The sequence below is a fragment of the Vulcanithermus mediatlanticus genome, assembly GCF_055385885.1.
The window spans coordinates 195,939-213,432 of sequence record NZ_AP042385.1 but is presented as its reverse complement, the minus strand read 5'-3'; the positions used below and the strand labels follow the sequence as shown (position 1 = coordinate 213,432).

At 62.6% G+C, this 17,494-nt stretch carries 15 protein-coding genes, 1 tRNA gene and 1 pseudogene; 14 read left to right on the top strand and 3 right to left on the bottom strand.

The genetic code is table 11. The features are described 5' to 3' along the window. Positions 1 to 29 precede the first annotated feature (29 nt). Together ACZ5BT_RS01975 and ACZ5BT_RS01970 are read left to right on the top strand one after the other, a co-directional pair. Entirely contained in the window at positions 30 to 2,066 is a 2,037-nt protein-coding gene (locus ACZ5BT_RS01975; protein ID WP_464884956.1) for a (Fe-S)-binding protein, read from the top strand. Between the two features lie 33 nt (positions 2,067 to 2,099). Beyond that, positions 2,100 to 2,477, top strand: a complete 378-nt coding sequence (locus ACZ5BT_RS01970) for a metal-sulfur cluster assembly factor (protein ID WP_464884955.1) — start codon at positions 2,100 to 2,102, stop codon at positions 2,475 to 2,477. A gap of 83 nt (positions 2,478 to 2,560) precedes the next feature. On the opposite strand, the gene ACZ5BT_RS01965 is transcribed toward ACZ5BT_RS01970, so the two are convergent. After that, complete coding sequence (locus tag ACZ5BT_RS01965) at positions 2,561 to 3,505, bottom strand: nitrilase-related carbon-nitrogen hydrolase (protein WP_464884954.1); 945 nt, start codon at positions 3,503 to 3,505, stop codon at positions 2,561 to 2,563. 124 nt (positions 3,506 to 3,629) lie between these two features. Between ACZ5BT_RS01965 and pdo the strand changes: the two genes are divergently transcribed. The 11 genes and pseudogenes from pdo to ACZ5BT_RS01910 all read left to right on the top strand — a co-directional run bounded on the left by pdo (position 3,630) and on the right by ACZ5BT_RS01910 (position 14,966). Next, positions 3,630 to 4,319: a protein disulfide oxidoreductase gene (pdo, locus tag ACZ5BT_RS01960; protein ID WP_464884953.1), complete on the top strand. Its 690-nt coding sequence runs from the start codon at positions 3,630 to 3,632 to the stop codon at positions 4,317 to 4,319. Positions 4,320 to 4,425: 106 nt separating this feature from the next. Continuing rightward, a complete protein-coding gene (locus ACZ5BT_RS01955; RefSeq protein WP_464884952.1) occupies positions 4,426 to 5,307 on the top strand; it encodes a rhodanese-like domain-containing protein in 882 nt (293 codons plus the stop codon). Positions 5,308 to 5,347: 40 nt separating this feature from the next. After that, a tRNA-Leu gene (locus ACZ5BT_RS01950) sits at positions 5,348 to 5,435 on the top strand. A gap of 15 nt (positions 5,436 to 5,450) precedes the next feature. After that, the gene (gene secG / locus ACZ5BT_RS01945) at positions 5,451 to 5,681 is read left to right on the top strand and encodes a preprotein translocase subunit SecG (RefSeq protein WP_464884951.1); all 231 of its coding nucleotides are present in this window, start codon (positions 5,451 to 5,453) and stop codon (positions 5,679 to 5,681) included. Between the two features lie 143 nt (positions 5,682 to 5,824). After that, positions 5,825 to 7,579 carry an ABC transporter substrate-binding protein gene (locus tag ACZ5BT_RS01940; RefSeq protein ID WP_464884950.1) on the top strand — a complete coding sequence of 585 codons (1,755 nt, stop codon included), beginning with the start codon at positions 5,825 to 5,827 and terminating at the stop codon, positions 7,577 to 7,579. A 57-nt stretch (positions 7,580 to 7,636) separates the two neighbouring features. Then, a pseudogene (locus ACZ5BT_RS01935) lies at positions 7,637 to 8,619 on the top strand (ABC transporter permease). A 3-nt stretch (positions 8,620 to 8,622) separates the two neighbouring features. Then, complete coding sequence (locus ACZ5BT_RS01930) at positions 8,623 to 10,023, top strand: ABC transporter permease (RefSeq protein ID WP_464884949.1); 1,401 nt, start codon at positions 8,623 to 8,625, stop codon at positions 10,021 to 10,023. A 38-nt stretch (positions 10,024 to 10,061) separates the two neighbouring features. Next, entirely contained in the window at positions 10,062 to 11,084 is a 1,023-nt protein-coding gene (locus tag ACZ5BT_RS01925; protein WP_464884583.1) for an ABC transporter ATP-binding protein, read from the top strand. Continuing rightward, positions 11,081 to 12,061, top strand: a complete 981-nt coding sequence (locus ACZ5BT_RS01920; protein ID WP_464884584.1) for an ABC transporter ATP-binding protein — start codon at positions 11,081 to 11,083, stop codon at positions 12,059 to 12,061. Before ACZ5BT_RS01925 ends, ACZ5BT_RS01920 begins: the two co-directional genes overlap by 4 nt. A gap of 113 nt (positions 12,062 to 12,174) precedes the next feature. Further along, positions 12,175 to 14,046, top strand: coding sequence for a potassium transporter Kup (locus ACZ5BT_RS01915; protein ID WP_464884948.1), 1,872 nt, complete (start codon positions 12,175 to 12,177; stop codon positions 14,044 to 14,046). Positions 14,047 to 14,084: 38 nt separating this feature from the next. After that, on the top strand, positions 14,085 to 14,966 hold the full coding sequence (locus ACZ5BT_RS01910; protein WP_464884947.1) for a DMT family transporter: 882 nt from the start codon (positions 14,085 to 14,087) through the stop codon (positions 14,964 to 14,966). On the opposite strand, the gene ACZ5BT_RS01905 is transcribed toward ACZ5BT_RS01910, so the two are convergent. Both ACZ5BT_RS01905 and ACZ5BT_RS01900 read right to left on the bottom strand, forming a co-directional pair. Then, entirely contained in the window at positions 14,917 to 15,306 is a 390-nt protein-coding gene (locus ACZ5BT_RS01905; protein WP_464884946.1) for a DUF3197 domain-containing protein, read from the bottom strand. The two genes, ACZ5BT_RS01910 and ACZ5BT_RS01905, sit on opposite strands and share 50 nt — an antisense overlap. Positions 15,307 to 15,368: 62 nt before the next feature. After that, a complete protein-coding gene (locus ACZ5BT_RS01900; protein WP_464884945.1) occupies positions 15,369 to 16,712 on the bottom strand; it encodes a S41 family peptidase in 1,344 nt (447 codons plus the stop codon). A gap of 81 nt (positions 16,713 to 16,793) precedes the next feature. On the opposite strand from ACZ5BT_RS01900, the gene ftsE reads away from it, so the two are divergent. After that, entirely contained in the window at positions 16,794 to 17,477 is a 684-nt protein-coding gene (ftsE, locus tag ACZ5BT_RS01895; protein ID WP_464884944.1) for a cell division ATP-binding protein FtsE, read from the top strand. Positions 17,478 to 17,494: the final 17 nt, after the last annotated feature.

The window sequence follows — 17,494 nt, the reverse complement described above, 5'->3', positions numbered from 1 at the left end:
TGTACCGAGTACAGTGTTTGGGGGTGTCTATGCTCACGCCGGTTGAAAAGGTGCTCTTCTTGATCGCGGCAGCGGCCAGCGCGTACTTCGGTGGTCTCGGCTTTTACCGTATTTACTTACTCTGGCGTCGGGGCAAGCGCGGGAGGCCGATCGATCGCCTACCCGAACGCCTGGGCCGGGCCATTTGGCAGGTCATCACCCAGCAGACGGTATTTAAGAAAAGGCCGCTCATTTCCTTTTTCCACGCCTTCGTCTTTTACGGCTTTGTCTATTACGTTCTGGTGAACCTGGTCGACGTCCTCGAGGGCTACTTCCCCATCGAGACCCGGGGCGGTTACTGGAACGGCTATAACCTCCTGGCCGACCTCTTTACCGCCCTGGTCCTGGTCGGCATCGTCGTCTTAATGGTCCGCCGTTACCTCCTCCGCCCCCAGGATTTTTTCTTTTCCCCTGAAGTTCCCCTGCACGAAAAAGTGCGCGCCGGGATTCCCCGGGACTCGGCCATCGTCGGGGCCTTCATCATCTTCCACGTCGGCAACCGCTTGCTCTCCAAGGCCGCAGAGCTGGCCCTCGAGGGCCCAGACCCCTACCAGCCCGTCGCCAGCTGGGTGGGCGCCGCGCTCGCACCGCTTTCTGCTTCGACGCTGGTGGTGCTGGAGCACGTCTTTTGGTGGGGCGCTTTGGGCTCGATCCTGGCCTTCATCCCCTATTTCCCGCGCACCAAACACATTCACCTCATGATCGCGCCGCTGAAGCTGGCGCTCAGGAAGGACAAACCCGGCGTCCTCGACCCCATCGACTTCGAGGACGAGAGCCTCGAAAGCTTTGGCGTGGCCAAGCTGGAAGATTTCGACTGGACCCGGCTCGTCGATCCCTACGCCTGCATCATGTGCAACCGCTGCCAGGAGGTGTGCCCCGCCTACACCACCGGCAAGGCCCTGTCTCCCTCGGCGCTCATCATCAACGAGCGCTACGAGCTCAACGGCATCCTCGGCGATCTGGCCGAGGGGAAGGAAAGCCCGAGGCCGCTCATGGCCTTCGCCATCAACGACGAGGCGCTTTGGGCTTGCACCACCTGCATGGCCTGCATTGAGGTCTGCCCCGTTGGCAACGAGCAGATGGTGCACATCGTGGACATCCGGCGGGAGCGGGTGATGATGGCGGGGAGCTTTCCTGCGGAGCTGCAAAACGCCTTCCGCGGCATGGAGCGTTCGGGGAACCCCTGGGGGCTCTCGCCCGAAAAGCGCATGGACTGGGCCAAGGAACTGCCCTTCGAGGTACCGACCACCGCCACCAACCCCCATCCCGAGGTGCTCTACTGGGTGGGGTGTGCGGCGAGCTATGACCCCCGCTCGCAGAAGATCGCCCGGGCCATGGCCACCATCTTGCACGAGGCCGGGGTGGATTGGGCCGTCCTCGGCACCGAGGAGAAGTGCACCGGCGACGTGGCCCGTCGGGCGGGCAACGAGTACCTCTTCTTCCAGCTGGCCACTGAAAACGTGGAGAAACTGAACACGGTGGCCCCCAAGATGATCGTGACCACCTGCCCCCACTGCTTCCACACCATCGGGAATGAGTACAAGGACTTCGGCGGCGACTACGTGGTCAAGCACCACACCGAGTTCATCGAAGAGCTCATGGCCCAGGGCCGCATCGATACACCCCCGTTGTTCGACGAAACGGTCACCTACCACGACCCCTGCTACCTGGGTCGCCATAACGGCGTTTACGAACAGCCTCGCGAGGTCATCGAAACCCTTGGCTTTAAGATCGAGGAGCCCGAACGTACCCGTGAGGGTAGCTTCTGCTGCGGTGCTGGCGGGGCGCAGTTTTGGAAGGAGGAGGAACCCGGGGCCGAGCGCGTCTCTGAGAACCGCTACCGCGAGCTTGAGGGCACCGGAGCGGAGATGGTGGCCACCTCCTGTCCTTTTTGCATGCGCATGCTGACCGACGAGGCGGCGAGGGAGGAAGCAAAGGCGCTGGAGGTGAAGGACGTGGCCGAGCTCGTCGCCGAGGCCATCGTGGCCAAGCGGCAGGTGGTGGGGGCCGAGTCGCGTGGCGGTTGATTTCCGAGTGAATTGCTCGGGTATACTGAGGCCATGAGCGAGGAGACGCGGTCCGAAGTGGCAGAGGAGAAATCGCCGGAGACGGAGACCCGGGCGTTGCCCAAGGAGGAGGAGATCCTCGAGGCCCTTAAAGTGGTCCGGGACCCCGAGATTCCGGTCAACGTGGTCGATCTGGGTCTGATCTACCACGTCCACGTCAACCCCGACGGGGTGGTGGACATCGAGATGACCCTCACCGCGATCGGTTGCCCGGTGCAGGACATGATCAAGGCCGACGCCGAGCTCGCGGTGATGCGAGTTCCGGGTGTCCGGGGCGTCAACATCGACTTCGTTTGGAGCCCGCCCTGGACCCCGGCGCGCATGACCGAAGACGGCAAGCGGCAGATGCGCATGCTGGGCTTTAACGTCTGAATACCCCGCCGTGGCTTTCGCCACGGCGGGAGCTTCGCGGAAAAAGGCCAACGAGCGCCAACGAAAAGCTCGTGAGCGTGTGCTCAGCCTTCGCGAGTGACGGTGAACGAGGCCAGACCGTCGCCAGTGGGGGCGGGCGTGATGGCCAGCGTTTCGCCGGCGGCGGCGACGTTGGCCCGGCCTTCGAAGACGGTTTCGTAGAACTGGCCGGTGAGCATCGGGTTGAGCCCGTAGCGGAGGTTTTCGCGGTCTGCTAGCTTTTTCCGGAGCCCTTCCGCGAGCCAAACTTCCCCTTCACGCCTCTTGGGGTCGGGCTTCCAGGGCCCTTCCCACCGCGCGGGATTGGCCGAGGGTTGCACGAGCAACCAGGCGCCGCTGGCGTCCACCCGTTCGACCAGGGCTTCGTGGAAAGCATCCAGGCAGATGAGCACGCCCAGGACGCCGATGCGGGTATGGACCACCTGACCGCCCCACGCTCCCGGGGCGACGAGCGCCCGGCGCTCCTCGGGCATAAGGCGAATCTTTTCCGGCCGCGCAAGGATGCGACCCTCCGGGTTGATCCAAAGGGCCTGGTTATACACCTTCGAAGAGACCGCGTACATACCTCTCGCCGGCTCCTCGTCCATGCGAGGTGCGATCAGCGACCCGGCCAGCACGTAGGCCCGGTATTTTCGGGCCGCCTCGCGGAAGGCCCTGACGTAAAGGGGCCAAAGCCGATTGGCCCGCCAGTGATGGAAGAACCAGGGGCCGTGGTGTATGGACCTGAGGGCGGCCGCCTTTTCCGATTTCAACCAGATCCAGCTGGCCTCGAGGGCGCTTTGGGCCTTCAAGGCTGCCTCCGGGGCCCGGTGCCAAAAGAGGAGGGGCAGGGCAAAGAGCTCGGGGAAGGCGATGACGGGCGTGGCGTCGTCGGGGGCGCTGGCGGCCGCCAGATGCGCGAGCCGGTCGACCCGGGCCAAAAACGCCTCGTCCGTTTGGTACCACTGGGGCTCGATCGCCGCCTGCACGGCTGCCAGGTGAACGTTCACGTCTCGAGTTTACCCCCGCGTTGTGTAGGATTGACTACGAAACCCAAGCGAAATTATCACGTATACTAAGCACCGGTACCGGGATACCCCGGAGGGGGTATCCCGCCGATCCAGGAGGGAAGAGATGCCGCTTTTGGGAGAACAGGAACAGCAGATTGTGAGAGAGCGTCTCGGGAACCTTGAGCGGGACGTGGAGGTCGTCCTTTTTACCGATACCTCGACCGTCATCGCCCCGGGCAAAGAACCGTGCCTCTACTGCAAAGAGACCGAGCAACTCCTTCGCGAGATCGAGCCGCTTTCGGACCGGGTAAACCTCGTGGTCTACGATCTTTCCAGCGAGGAAGGCAAGGAGAAAGCCCAGGCGATGCGGGTGGAAGCCGCACCCACCATCATCCTGCGCGAGAAGGGGTCCTCGGCGGTGAACATCCGCTACCGCGGGATCCCGGCCGGTTACGAATTCGCAAGCCTCCTCGAGGACATCGAGATGATCGGCCGCGACGGCCACGGGCTGCCCGAGGATGTGGTCAAGACCCTGAACGAGCTTCCCCAGGAGGTGGTGCTCCAGGTCTTCGTCACTCCGACCTGCCCATACTGCCCGCAGGCGGTCCGCACCAGCCACCGCTTCGCATACGCCTCGCCCAAGGTCTTCGGTGAGATGATTGAGGCCCAGGAGTTCCCCTCGCTGGCCGACAAGTACCACATCTCGGGGGTGCCCGACACGGTGATCAATCACGGCGCCCAGCGGATTTTGGGCGCGCAGCCGGTTTCGGCGTTCCTCGACGCCATCAAGAAGGTCGTGGCCGCGACCGCGTAGGGACGGCCGGTTCGGGATGCCATGTGGGGGTATGACCCGCATGGCATCTTTATATTGTGTGCGAGAGGGATAAAAGTCGAGGGGTTTTTGGGCATACAATGGGGGTATGCGTAGGGTCACCTGGTCGCGCCTCGGTTTCCTTGCCCTGGTTTTAACGGTCGCGCTCGCTTCGTGCGCCGGTGGGGGCCGTTATCAAAACGTGAGCCCCGACGATCTCAAGGTGCACCTCGACGATGCCACCGCCATCGTGGTCGATGTGCGAACCCCGATCGAGTATGCCGCCGGTCACGTGCCCGGAGCGATCAACCTCCCTCTCGATGAGATCCAGGACTGGTGGCGAAGCCTGCCCAAAGATAAGACCGTCTACCTCATCTGCCGCACCGGTCACCGTTCAACCCAGGCCGCCGAATACTTGAAAGAACGGGGGCTCCGAAACCTCAAGAACGTCACGGGCGGGCTGCAAGCCTGGGTGGCCCGAGGCTATCCTCTTTCCACCAAGGAAGTTCCGCCGAGCTCGCGCCTGGGGCGGAAACCGGCGGCGCCAGAGCTCACGGTTCCGGCGCTGGTTTTGCCCAGGCTCGGCGGTGGGCAGGTGGCGCTGGCCGATCTGGTAGGTCGGCCACTGGTCATCAACCTCTGGGCCAGCTGGTGCCCACCTTGCCGGCGGGAGATGCCGCTTTTGGCCCGAGCCGCCCTCGAGCATCGTCAGGCCGTTTTCCTCTTCGTCAACCAGGGGGAGGATGCCGAGACCGTGCGCCGCTTCCTCGACGAGCAGGGGCTGGTCCTTGAGTGGGTTTTGCTCGACCAGAAGAGCGAGCTGGGGCGGGCGTTTCGCACCAGCGGTATTCCCTTCACCTTTTTCTTCGATGCTGAGGGGCACCTCGTGGCACGCCACCCGGGCGAGCTTTTTCCGCAGGCGCTCGATCGCTACCTGTCGCAGGCGCTGGGAAGGCGGTCGGAAGGCCCACGCAGTGCGGCCGGGTGGTGATCTGAACGGGTCTTTGTGCTATAGTGTCGCTTGGCCGCGTGCCGGGATGGCGGAATTGGTAGACGCGGCAGACTCAAAATCTGCTGGGTGAATAGCCCGTGCGGGTTCGAGTCCCGCTCCCGGCACCAGAAGAGGAGGCGAGCGTGGGTATCGTTCAAGTAATCCTACTTTTGATCTACCTGGCGGCAGCCGCGGGCCTGGTGTGGCTGGTGATCTTGCAGGAACCGAAGACCGCCGGTGGTGACGTGTTCGGAGGTGGGGCCACCGATCTCTTCTCAGCGCGCGGCCTCACCGGCGGGCTGTACCGGGTCACCATTTATCTCGGGATCGCCTTCCTCGCGCTCGCGTTGCTCATCGGTACCTGGCAACTGTAATTTTTTCCAGGAAGAAATTCCGGGGGTGGCTTTGCCACCCCCGGCTTTCCTTGACAGGGTCCAACGAAAGTCGTTAGCCTTAGGGCAAGGCCCAAGCGGAACAAAAGTCCCAAGAAAGCGCTTGGGTTTTCGGGAGGTTCGATATGAAGAAGACCCGTTGGATTATAGGCATTCTGGCCATCGCCGCGCTCGGTTTTGCCGCGGCCCAGCCCTTTACCTGGCCGTCCAAGTGGACGACCGCCAAACCCGGTGAGGCCAAACGGGGTGGCACCTTCGTCGAGGCCACCATCAGCGACTTCCGGACCATGAACCCCTTCCTGAGCGCCGAGGCGACCAACATTCCCGACATGATGAACCTCAACCTCGGCCTGGTCATGCGCGATCCGACCACCGGCGAATGGATCCCCTACATGGCCACTGGTTGGGAGATTAGCAAGGACCAGACCGAGATCACCTTCAAGATTCGCAAGGGCATGAAATGGTCGGACGGCGAGCCGATCACCGCCGACGACTGGATCTGGACCTACAAGATCCACATGGATCCGGACGTGGGTTCCAACAGCCGCGACTCATTCTTCATCGGCGATAGCCCGGTGCTCGTTGAAAAGATCGACGATTACACCATCAAGTTCATCTACCCCAAGCCCGACGCCGAAGCCTTCGCCATCGCTAGCTTTACCCCCTGGCCCGCGCACGTCTTCGCCCCGGTCTATAAAGCCAAAGGGGCCGACGGCATTAAGGCCATGTGGGGTCTCAACGAGGATCCCAAGAACATCGTCGCCTTCGGGCCCTTCGTCCTCGAGTCCTACCGACCGGGCGAGCGCGCGATCTTCAAGCGCAACCCCTACTTCGGCGAGTGGAACAAGGACGAGGCGGGGAACCCCTTGCCTTACCTCGACCGCTACCAGGTCAACATCGTGAAGGACACCAACGCCGAGCTCGCGGCCTTCCTGACCGGCGAGATCGACTACATGAACCCCTCGACCGTCGAGCACATCTCTCAGATCAAAAAGGCGATGAACGCCGGCAAGCTTGACGCTACCCTCAAGGTGAATGCTTCGCCGGTGGCCAGCAGCCAGTTCGTGGTCTTCAACTGGAACAAGAAGGACGAGCCCTTCAAGGAAGCGCTTTTCCGCTCCGACAAGTTCCGCAAGGCCATCAGCCACATCATCAACCGTCAGGCGGTGGTCGAGGTCGTCTACGGTGGTCTCGGCACCCCGATGTACGGCTCGGTCTACCCGGTCTTGAAGCAGTGGATCAACAACGACGCGCCCAAGTACACCTACGACCTCAAGAAGGCGGCGCAGCTTTTGGCCGAACTCGGCTTCACCAAGAAGGATAAAGAGGGTTACCTCGTCGATTCCCAGGGCCGGCGTATCGAGTTCAACCTCGCCACCAACGCCGGTAACGCTCAGCGTGAGCAGATTGCCAAGCTGATCGTTGACGCCGGTAAGAAGGTGGGCATCAAGATCAACTTCCGCCCCATCGACTTCAACACCCTGGTTGGTCAGCTGCTTTCCAAGGGCGATCAGCGCCCCTTTGACGCCATCATCATTGGCTTGACCGGTGGCGGGCTCGACTGGCCCTTCGGCTCGAACGTGGTGCCCTGTAAGGGTAACCTCCACATGTACAACCGCTCCGGGACCTGCATCGATCCGCGCGAAACCCTTATGGAGAAGCTCTACTACAAGGGCCGCACCACCCTCGACTTCAAGGAGCGGGTGAAGATCGGCTACCGCCTGCAGGAGGTCGAGGCCGACCTGCAACCCATCATCTACATTGCGGGCCCCAACTACCACGCGGCGTGGAATAACCGGATGGCCGGGTTCCACCCCGACGCGATCATCTCCTCGATCTGGGGTTCGTTCGAGCTTCCGCTTCTGTACCGGGCCAAGTAGACTGGTCGAGTGGATCCTCCCCGGGGTCCACCCCGGGGAGTTTCTTCGGAGAGAGCCGTGGGTACATATCTGCTACGTCGGTTCATACACGTGATCCCCACCTTCCTTGGCGCGACTTTCTTCGCTTTCGTGGTCCTCCAGCTCACGCCAGGGGATTTTCTGACGCAATGGGAGCTTGATCCCAAGATCCGGCCCGAGACCATCGAACTGCTCCGCCATAATCTGGGTCTCGACAAGCCGATCTTGGTCCAGTACCTCATCTGGCTTAAGAACCTTTTCCAGGGGGATCTGGGTTACTCCTTCATGTACCAGCAGCCGGTCATGCAGGTGATCTGGCCCCGGATCATGAACTCCCTCATCCTGGTGGGGCTCTCGATCGTCTTTCTCTACCTGATCGGTATTCCGGTTGGCGTGTATCAGGCGCTGCGCCCCTACACCCTGCTTGATTACATCATTAGTTTTTGGCCTACTTTGGGATTGCCATCCCCAACTTCTTTTTCATGCTCATCCTGATCTACATCCTGGTGCAGTTCAAGTTCGCCTACGGTTGGATTCCGTTCCCTATTGGCGGCATGACCAGCCAGGGGTTTGAGCAGATGGGGTACTGGCAGCAGGTGAAGGACATCCTCTGGCACGCGATCCTACCGGCGTTCGTGGTGGTGACCGCCGACATGTCGAGCCTGACCCGGGTGATGCGTGGTCTGATGATGGAAGTGTTGGGCCAGGACTACATCCGCACCGCGCGGGCGAAGGGGCTGTGGGAGCGCAGCGTGCTCTATAAGCACGCCCTCCGCAATGCCATCATCCCGGTCATCGCCACCATCGGCGGGCTTCTGCCGGCGCTCATCGGCGGCGCCGGGCTGGTGGAAGTCGTCGCCAACTGGCCGGGCATTACCCCCTTGCTGCTCGACGCCATTAACCAGCAAGACCTCTATGTCAATACCGGTCTCATCGCCCTTTCGACGCTTTTGCTCATTATCGGAAACATCCTCGGGGACATCTTGCTCGCGCTCGTTGACCCCAGGATACGCTACGGGTGAACCATGGCCGAACGAGAAGCGACCCCCATGATGAAATCCCGAACCAGGCTGGCCTGGGAGCAGTTTCGTAAGCACCGGCTGGCCTTGATCGGCGGTGGGATCCTCCTGGTGCTCTACTTCATGGCGGCCTTCGCCGGGTTTTTCAGCACCTACGACCCCAACTTCTATACCCTTACCCCGGCCTTCCGCTACGCTCCGCCGACCCCGATTCACTTCCGCGATCCCGAGACGGGCCGCCTGACCCGGCCGTTTGTCTACCGGCTCAAAAAAGAGCTCGACCTCGACACCTTTACCGAGAAATACACAGAGGATAAAAGCAAGCGCTACCCCATTTACTTCTTCGTCCGGACCCCCGAGCAGCCATACACCATCTTTAAGCTCTTCAAGAGCGACTGGCGCCTGATTGGCCTCGGCGAAGAGGCGACCCGGGAAGGGGCCCGGCTGTACCTGCTGGGTGCGGATAACTTCGGCCGTGATCTCTGGAGCCGCATGGTCTACGGGGGCCAGGTCTCGCTGACCATCGGGATCTTTTCGGTGCTCGTCGCCATGATCATCGGCCTTTTAATGGGCGGGCTCTCGGGGTACTACCAGGGCCGCCGCATTCATCTCTCGCTGCCCTTGCTGCGCTTGCAGACCTGGCAGTATTTGCTGGCGCCGCCGTTGTGGTTGGTGCCATTCCGTCTGCCCCTACTCCTTTTGAGCCTGGCGGTGTGGCTCGGGCTGGCTGGAGGATTGCTTTATTCCCTCAACCTCCTCATGGCGTTGAGCACGCCCTGGGAACAGGCGTTCGAGGTGATTTTCCTGGGCGCGGCCGCGCTCTGGATGGTCCTCAATGCCTTGGTGTTGCCTTTCAACTTTGACCCCGATGACATGGTGATGCGGCTGATCGAGATTCTTTCCGCCATTCCCGGCCTTTTCCTCCTCATTACCCTGCGGAGTGTGTTTCCCAGCGATATTTCGCCGCTCATGACCTTCTACATCGTGGTGGTGATTTTGAGCTTCATCGGCTGGGGAGGGCTTGCACGGGTGGTCCGCGGCATGGTTTTGTCTTTGCGTGAGACCGACTACGTGACCGCGGCCAAGGCGCTGGGCGTGCCCGAGTTCTGGATCATTCTGCGCCACATCCTGCCCGCCACCGCGAGCTACACCATCGTCTACGCCTCGATCGCCATTCCCAGCTTTATCCTCGCCGAATCCGGGCTGTCCTTTTTGGGCTTTGGCATCACCGAGCCTTATACCAGCTGGGGTTTGCTCTTGAAGGCGGCGCAGGACGGTGGCTTTGCCTCCTTTGCTGACCGACCGTGGGTTTTAGCCCCGGGATTTGCTATCTTTGTCGCCGTGCTGACGTGGAACTTCGTGGGTGATGGCCTTAGGGACGCGCTCGACCCCCGCCGGCGGCGGTAGGTCGGGTATAACCTGGAGACGTGTGAGAGGGAGAGCAGATGGGACCGACGAGGATACTTGAGGTACGGGATTTACGGGTTGAGTTTCGGACGGACGAGGGGGTTGTCCGTGCGGTTGACGGGGTAACGTTTCACATTGAGAAGGGCGAGACGCTGGCGGTTGTTGGGGAGTCGGGGTCTGGGAAGTCGGTGACGTCGCTGGCGATCATGCGGTTAATACCGAGTCCTCCGGGGCGGATTGTTGGTGGGGAGATACTGTTTCGGGGGAAGGACGGGAAGGAGAGGGACCTAGTTCGGCTCTCTGAGGCGGAGATGCGGCGGATTCGGGGCAACGACATTGCGATGATATTTCAGGAGCCGATGACGAGTTTAAACCCGGTGTACACGGTGGGGGATCAGATTGCCGAGGCGATCATGCTGCACCAGGGGAAGGGGAAGGCGGAGGCGCTGGACTTAGCGGCGGAGATGCTGGAGCTGGTGGGGATACCGGAGCCACGGAAGCGTTTGTCGAACTACCCGCACCAGATGTCTGGGGGGATGCGACAGCGGGTAATGATTGCGATGGCGCTATCGTGCAACCCGAGTCTTCTCATTGCCGACGAGCCGACCACGGCGCTTGACGTAACGATTCAGGCGCAGATATTGGAATTGATCAAGCAATTACAAGAGGAGATTGGGATGAGTGTTTTATTCATCACCCACAACTTAGGGGTAGTAGCGGAGATTGCGGACCGAGTGGTGGTGATGTACGCGGGGAGGGCGGTAGAGGAGGCCGAGGTTACGGAGACGTTTAAGCGGCCTTTGCACCCTTATACGATGGGGCTTTTGAACTCGGTGCCGCGGGTTGACGTTGGCGGGGGTCGGAGGCGGCGGTTGGAGGCGATTCCTGGGAACGTACCGAACCCTTTGTTTTTACCGAGCGGATGCACTTTTCACCCGAGGTGCCGGTGGGCGAAGGGGGGACTTTGCGACGGGGAGGTTCCCGGGCTTGAGGACGCTGGCGGGGGGCACATGGTGCGATGCTATCGCTGGCGGGAGATCCAGGGGGAGGTTGAGGGATGAAGGGGGAGGCCCTCCTGGAGGTACGGGACCTACGGACCTGGTTTCCGATCCGCGGTGGGATTTTGTCGCGGACGGTGGGGTACGTGAAGGCGGTGAACGGGGTCAGTTTTACGGTTCGCCGCGGTGAAGTTTTAGGTTTAGTGGGGGAGTCTGGTTCTGGGAAGACGACGGTTGGGCGAACGATTTTGCGGCTTATTGACCCCATGGGGGGTGTGATCAACTACCGTGGGACGGATCTCGCGAAGCTGCCCCGGGGGAAACTGCGGCCGTACCGCCGGAAGATGCAGATCATCTTCCAGGACCCCTTTGCCTCCCTGAACCCCCGGATGACGGTAGGGGACATTATCGGGGAGCCTTTGATCATCCACCGATTGGTGAGGAGCGCCAAGGAGCGGGTGGAGCGGGTGGCGGAGCTTTTGCGGATGGTGGGGCTTTCGCCGGACCATATGCGGCGGTATCCGCACGAGTTTTCCGGGGGCCAACGGCAGCGGATTGGGATTGCGCGGGCGCTGGCGGTGGACCCGGAGTTTATTGTGGCTGACGAGCCGGTATCGGCGCTTGACGTATCGATTCAGGCGCAGGTGGTGAACCTTTTGCAGGATTTAAAGGAGGAGTTAGGGCTGACGCTTCTCTTCATTGCCCACGATCTGGCGGTGGTGGAGCACATTTCGGACCGAGTGGCGGTGATGTATTTGGGGCGGGTGATGGAGCTAGCGCCGGCTGGGGAGCTATACCGGGCGCCGAAGCACCCTTATACGGAGGCGCTGCTTTCGGCGGTACCGATTCCGGACCCGACGGTGAAGCGGGAGCGGATTGTACTGGAGGGGGATATTCCGAGTCCGATCAACCCGCCGTCGGGGTGCGTGTTTCGGACGCGGTGCCGGTATGCGATTCCGGAGTGTGCGACGGCGGTGCCCGAGCTGCGGGAGGTATCTCCTGGGCACTACAAGGCCTGCATTCGTGACGATATCCTTTGAGCCATGGTGTTTTCGCCTGGTTCCCGTCTCGCCCCCTCGACCGCTTGTGGGATCGAGGGGGCGTCGGCTCTTTCCCTTTGGGGATCGGCCCCGGCCGGCCGTTGGGGTGCGCGATGAATGCGGTCTCTGAGCGACGTCGCGACCTCAAGCTTGCGCTGGCGGCGTTGGGGGTGGTTTTTGGGGACATCGGCACCAGCCCCCTCTATGCCCTCCGCGAGTCGCTGGCGCCACGGCACGGGATCGTGCCGAGCCCCGAGGCTGTGCTGGGCGTTCTCTCGCTCATCTTCTGGTCGCTGATCATCGTTATCTCGGTGAAATATCTCCTCTTCGTTGTGCGGGCCGACAACCAGGGCGAGGGGGGCATCATGGCGCTGACCGCGTTGGTCATGCCCGGCGAGGGGCGTGACGAGCGCTGGCGTGCCCTGGCCGTGGTCGTGGGGATTTTTGGCGCCGCTCTGCTCTATGGCGATGGGATGATCACCCCGGCGATCTCGGTGCTCAGCGCCGTCGAGGGGCTCGAGGTCGTCTCCCCGGGCCTCTCGCCCTGGGTGATTCCCATTACCGGAGCGATTTTGGTGTGGCTTTTTGCCCTGCAGGCTCGGGGCACCGAAGGGGTGGCGCGCCTTTTCGGCCCGGTGATGCTGGTGTGGTTCGCGGTGCTCGCGGTGATGGGATTGCGCCAGCTGGAGATGGACCCCGAGGTTCTGGCGGCGATCTGGCCCCAGCACGCGGTCGGGTTTCTTTTTCATCACGCGCTTATGGGCTTTTTGGTTTTGGGCTCGGTGTTCCTCGTTGTGACCGGGGGTGAAGCGCTCTATGCCGACCTGGGACACTTTGGGCGTCGGCCGATCAGGCTCGCCTGGTTTTTCTACGTGCTCCCGGCGCTCTTGCTCAACTACTTCGGTCAGGGGGCGCTGATCTTGCGCGACCCCGCTGCCAGGGAGAGCCCCTTCTTTCTCATGGCCCCCGCCTGGGCGGGCTACCCCCTCGTGTTCCTGGCCGCACTGGCGACGGTGATCGCTTCGCAGGCGGTGATCTCGGGTTCGTTCTCGCTCACCCGCCAGGCGGTCCACCTCGGCTATTTGCCCCGGATGAGGATCGTGCAGACCTCGAGCGCGGAGCGGGGGCAGGTCTACGTGCCGGTCGTTAATTGGACGCTGATGGTGCTTACGCTTGCCCTGGTGGTGGGGTTCCGTTCCTCTTCAAACCTCGCCGGCGCCTATGGGGTTGGCGTCTCTACCGATATGGTTTTCACCACCGTTTTGTTCTCCCTGATCGCGTGGCACCTCTGGCGATGGCCGGCCTGGATCGTGGGCGCGATGTTCGCGGTTTTTATGACCATTGACCTCGCTTTTTGGCTTGCGAATCTGGTCAAGGTCCCGCTCGGTGGCTGGGTCCCGCTCGTGGTGGCGGTGGCGGTCTACCTCACGATGAGCACCTGGAAACTCGGCAAGGCCGCCGTGGCCCGGGCGCAGGCGCAAAACGGCGATGTGACCCTCGAGGCCCTGGTTGAGGAACTCAAAAGCGGCGACTATCGCCGTGTTCCCGGCACCGCCGTATACTTGACCGCGAACCCTCGTATGGCGCCCGAAACGCTGCTCGCTCACCTCCGGCATCACCGAACCTTGCATGAACGTGTGGTCATCTGCACCGTGCGCACCTCGGCCCAGCCGCGGGTGCGTTACGAGCGGCGGATCTTCTCGCAATCGGTCGGTGCCGGCGTGGAACGCTTGATCGTGCGCTACGGCTTTATGGAAACCCCGAACCTCACGATCGACCTTCACGAGCGGCCGGCGCTGGGCATCGAGCCGTATGAATCGGTCTTTTTCCTGGGGCGGGAGCTCGTGGTGCCGGCGGGGCGCTACATGCCGCGGTGGCGTGAACAGCTCTACGCCTTCATGCGGCGAAACGCGGAAAGCCCGGTGAGCTATTTCCGCCTGCCACCGGAACGGTCGTTTGAAATCGGCATCTTCGCCCGAATATAACCTCCGGGGATGACCGAGCGGTCAGGTAAGATGGCCTTGTGCGTGTGCTGATCTATCCCATCACGGCGGTTTCGCTGTGGGGCTTGAACTTCGTACTCCTCAAGGCGCTGGTGGGGGTCGTTCCCCCGCACGTCATGAACGCCCTGCGCACCATGATGGCGGCGCTGGCGTTCATGATTCTGGCCCGGGGGGTGGGGTTTGGTCGCCTTGCCCCGAGGGATGCCCTTTATGTTCTGCTCTTCGGCATCGTGGGGAATGGCGTGTTCCAGTGGTTTTTGATGGAGGGCGTACTGCGCACCCCGGCTTCGGTGGCGGCGGTGACCAACGCCACCAACCCGGCCTGGCTTGCCCTCGTGGCCTACCTGTGGCTCGGCGAGCGGCTTTCCCTGCCGGGCTATCTGGGCATCGCCCTGGCGGCTTTTGGCGTTGCCATGCTGGGAATCGGCGGCGGGAGCCTCGAGGTCGGCGTGGGGGTGCTGATGCTGGTTGCCGCCTCGCTGGCTTGGGCGATTTACTCGGTGTCGGCGCGTACGGTGGGGGAGCGCTACCCCCTGTTGGTCTGGGTGACCTTCGGCTACGTGGGGGGGATGCTTCCGTACTGGCTCTTGAACGCACCCACCCTGCTCACTTTTGATTACGGCACCATTCCAGCGTGGGCCTGGGTCGGGATTTTGGTCAGCGGGCTCGGTGCCAATGTGCTCGCCTATCTGGCTTGGATGCGGGCCATTCAGCTGCTCGGCGCGTCGAAGGCCGGCGTGTGGCAAAATCTCGCCCCCGTCCTGGGGGCGCTGGGGGGGTATTTAGTGCTCGGCGAGCGCTTGCCCCCGCTCGCCTTGCTCGGTGGCGGACTGGTGCTGGCCGGTGTGGCCCTTACGCAGCGCGCCAGATCCACGGATCGGCGGGGTTCCGGATCGCGGTGAGGGTGGCCACGGCTTCCGGGTCGGTGGAGGTGAGCTCGGTAAAGCGGCCCGGCTCGAGGACGGCTTCGTAGAAGTGGCGGACGCCCTGGGCGCTCAGCCAGCGGACGAGCTCGGCCAGGGCGGTGCGGCCTTCGTCGCCAAAGGCGCCGCCAAAGGCGGGCTGGGTGAGGATGGGGGTTTTGTACCCCTCGATGAAGATCGCGTAGGGAAGCGCTTTGCGCTCACCTTGCCAGGTGGTGACCAGCGTGACCTGCAACTTGGGCCAGTGCGCGCCCTTGAGCGCGTCCCGGAGTGCGGCAAGGGTGTGTTTGGGTCGTCCGTAGCTGCCGATCAACTCCATGGCTCCATCATGACACGAAACCCCCGCGCCCGCGGGGGTTTCGGTCGATTGATCCTCCCGATCTACGGCGTTTGGAGGACCTCGAGGGCCCTTTGCAAGATGGCGTCGTTTTGGAGGTTGAGCACCGCCTTGCCCGGGATGTTGGACATGGGCCTCGGCGGAACCTCTTCACTGAAGGAGAACTTGCCCTCCTCATCGACGCTGGCCTTCAACCGCTTGATTACCTTGCCCGCTTTGTCCCGAACCACGAGCTCGACCTGGCCCCCGGCCGGCGCGCCCAGACCCTCAAAGGCCAGCGGTTCCTGGAAGCGGGTGTCCTTAACGGCAATGTCGGGCTGGATACCTTTGCCGTGGATGGCCCGCTTTTTGGGGGTGAGCCATTCGAACGTCACCAGGGTGAGTTCGCCTCCATTGGCCAGGGTGAAGACGTTCTGCCCCACCCCCTTGCCGAAGGTCTTCTCGCCGATAATCTTACCCCGGCCGTCGTCCTGGATAGCACCGGCGACGATCTCGGAAGCCGAGGCCGAGTTGCGGTTCACGAGGACCACCAGCGGGCCGCTCCAGCTCGTGGTGGGGCTGGCTTCACAGAATGGGCGGGTGACATCCCGGGAACGGGTGTAGACGATCACCCCCTGGTTCAGGAAAGCGTCCGCAACCTGGCAGCCCTGGTCGAGCAGGCCCCCGCCGTTGTCCCGGAGGTCGAGGATGAGCTTTTTCGCTCCCTGGGCCTTGAGTTCCTGGATGGCCTTGTTGAGCTGGTCAATGACCTTGACGTTCAGAAAGGTTTCGATGGCCACATAGCCGACGTCGCCCCCGATCATGGTTTTGGAGACCGAGACGATCTCGATCTTTTCCCGGGTGATGTTGAAGCGGAGCACGGCCCGGGAGCCCTTTCGCCGAACGCCGAGCTCCACCACGCTCCCCTTGGGCCCCCGGATCTTGCTGACGATGTCGAAGAGATCCATGTTGGTCACGTCTTCGCGGTCGACCTCGACGATCTCGTCGCCGGCCTGGAGCCCTGCCCGGAAGGCGGGGCCGCCCCGGAACACGTTGAGGATCCGGGCCCCGGTGCCATCGGGGCGCGCGGCCTGGATGACCACCCCGATACCGAAGAACTCGCCCCGCACGTCCTGGTTTCGGATTTCGGTGCGTCTGGGCGGGCTGTAACTGGTGAAGGGGTCGTCGAGCGCGTCAATCTGACCGCGAATCGAGCCCTCGAGGACTTTCTTCAGTTCCTCCGGGGGCAGTTTTTTGAGGTAGCGGTCCTTGATCAGCTGGTAGGTTTCGACCGCCGCCTGCCCGTTCGGGTCCTGGGTGAAGGCGGAGGCGCTGGGGCGACCGAACTGGGCGATGCCGATCGCCGCCAGCATGGCAAGGGCCGCGACGAAAATGCGATTTCCTCTCATAGCCGCCATTGTAAGGCCTCGGCATGAGAAAGGCCCAGCTCGGCGTTCCTGGCCTGGGGGTCCGTGCGTATACTCATGGGTGTGATCCATCTTCACCGGGTCTCCCTCGAGTACCCTCGGACCAAGACCATGGCCCTTTACAACATCAACCTCGAGGTTCGTCGCGGCGAGTTCGTTTTCCTGGTCGGACACTCGGGGGCGGGAAAGTCGAGTTTGCTCGGGCTTTTGCTGCGCCGGTATCACCCCACCTCGGGCGCCGTTTACGTCAACGGGATGGACCTGCGAAAGCTGCGCGGCAACCGCCTGGCCCTCTACCGCCGCAAGGTCGGGGTGGTCTTCCAGGACCACCGACTTTTGGCGGACCGCACCGTGCAGGAAAACCTGGCCTTCGTGCTCAGGGTCCAGGGGGTCCCCCGGCGCGAGTGGGAGGCGCGGATCACGCGGATCCTACGGACCGTGGGGCTGGTGCACAAAAAGCGGGCCTTTCCTTACCAGCTCTCGGTCGGGGAGGCGCAGCGGGTGGCGGTGGCGAGGGCCCTGATCGGGGAGCCCGAGGTCTTGCTCGCCGATGAGCCCACCGGCAACCTCGACCTGGAAAATGCGCTCGGGGTTTTGCAGCTTTTCAAGCTGGCCCACGCCAAAGGCACCACCGTGATCGTGGCCACCCATGCTCCGGAGCTCGTCCGGGCCTATCCCCAGCGGGTCGTTCGCCTCAAAAGCGGCCAGCTGGTGGCCGACGAGCACGGCGGTCGCTCGTTCAGATAGGTAGGGTAGGATCGGGG

Excerpts from the sequence above, each read along its gene's own strand:
- ACZ5BT_RS01970 (WP_464884955.1), top strand. The coding sequence starts at position 2,100 with ATGAGCGAGGAGACGCGGTCCGAAGTGGCAGAGGAGAAATCGCCGGAG.
- ACZ5BT_RS01920 (WP_464884584.1), top strand. The coding sequence starts at position 11,081 with ATGAAGGGGGAGGCCCTCCTGGAGGTACGGGACCTACGGACCTGGTTT.
- pdo (WP_464884953.1), top strand. The coding sequence starts at position 3,630 with ATGCCGCTTTTGGGAGAACAGGAACAGCAGATTGTGAGAGAGCGTCTC.
- ACZ5BT_RS01925 (WP_464884583.1), top strand. The coding sequence starts at position 10,062 with ATGGGACCGACGAGGATACTTGAGGTACGGGATTTACGGGTTGAGTTT.
- ACZ5BT_RS01915 (WP_464884948.1), top strand. The coding sequence starts at position 12,175 with ATGAATGCGGTCTCTGAGCGACGTCGCGACCTCAAGCTTGCGCTGGCG.
- ACZ5BT_RS01955 (WP_464884952.1), top strand. The coding sequence starts at position 4,426 with ATGCGTAGGGTCACCTGGTCGCGCCTCGGTTTCCTTGCCCTGGTTTTA.
- ACZ5BT_RS01940 (WP_464884950.1), top strand. The coding sequence starts at position 5,825 with ATGAAGAAGACCCGTTGGATTATAGGCATTCTGGCCATCGCCGCGCTC.
- ACZ5BT_RS01900 (WP_464884945.1), bottom strand. The coding sequence starts at position 16,712 with ATGAGAGGAAATCGCATTTTCGTCGCGGCCCTTGCCATGCTGGCGGCG.
- ACZ5BT_RS01905 (WP_464884946.1), bottom strand. The coding sequence starts at position 15,306 with ATGGAGTTGATCGGCAGCTACGGACGACCCAAACACACCCTTGCCGCA.
- ACZ5BT_RS01930 (WP_464884949.1), top strand. The coding sequence starts at position 8,623 with ATGGCCGAACGAGAAGCGACCCCCATGATGAAATCCCGAACCAGGCTG.
- ACZ5BT_RS01975 (WP_464884956.1), top strand. The coding sequence starts at position 30 with ATGCTCACGCCGGTTGAAAAGGTGCTCTTCTTGATCGCGGCAGCGGCC.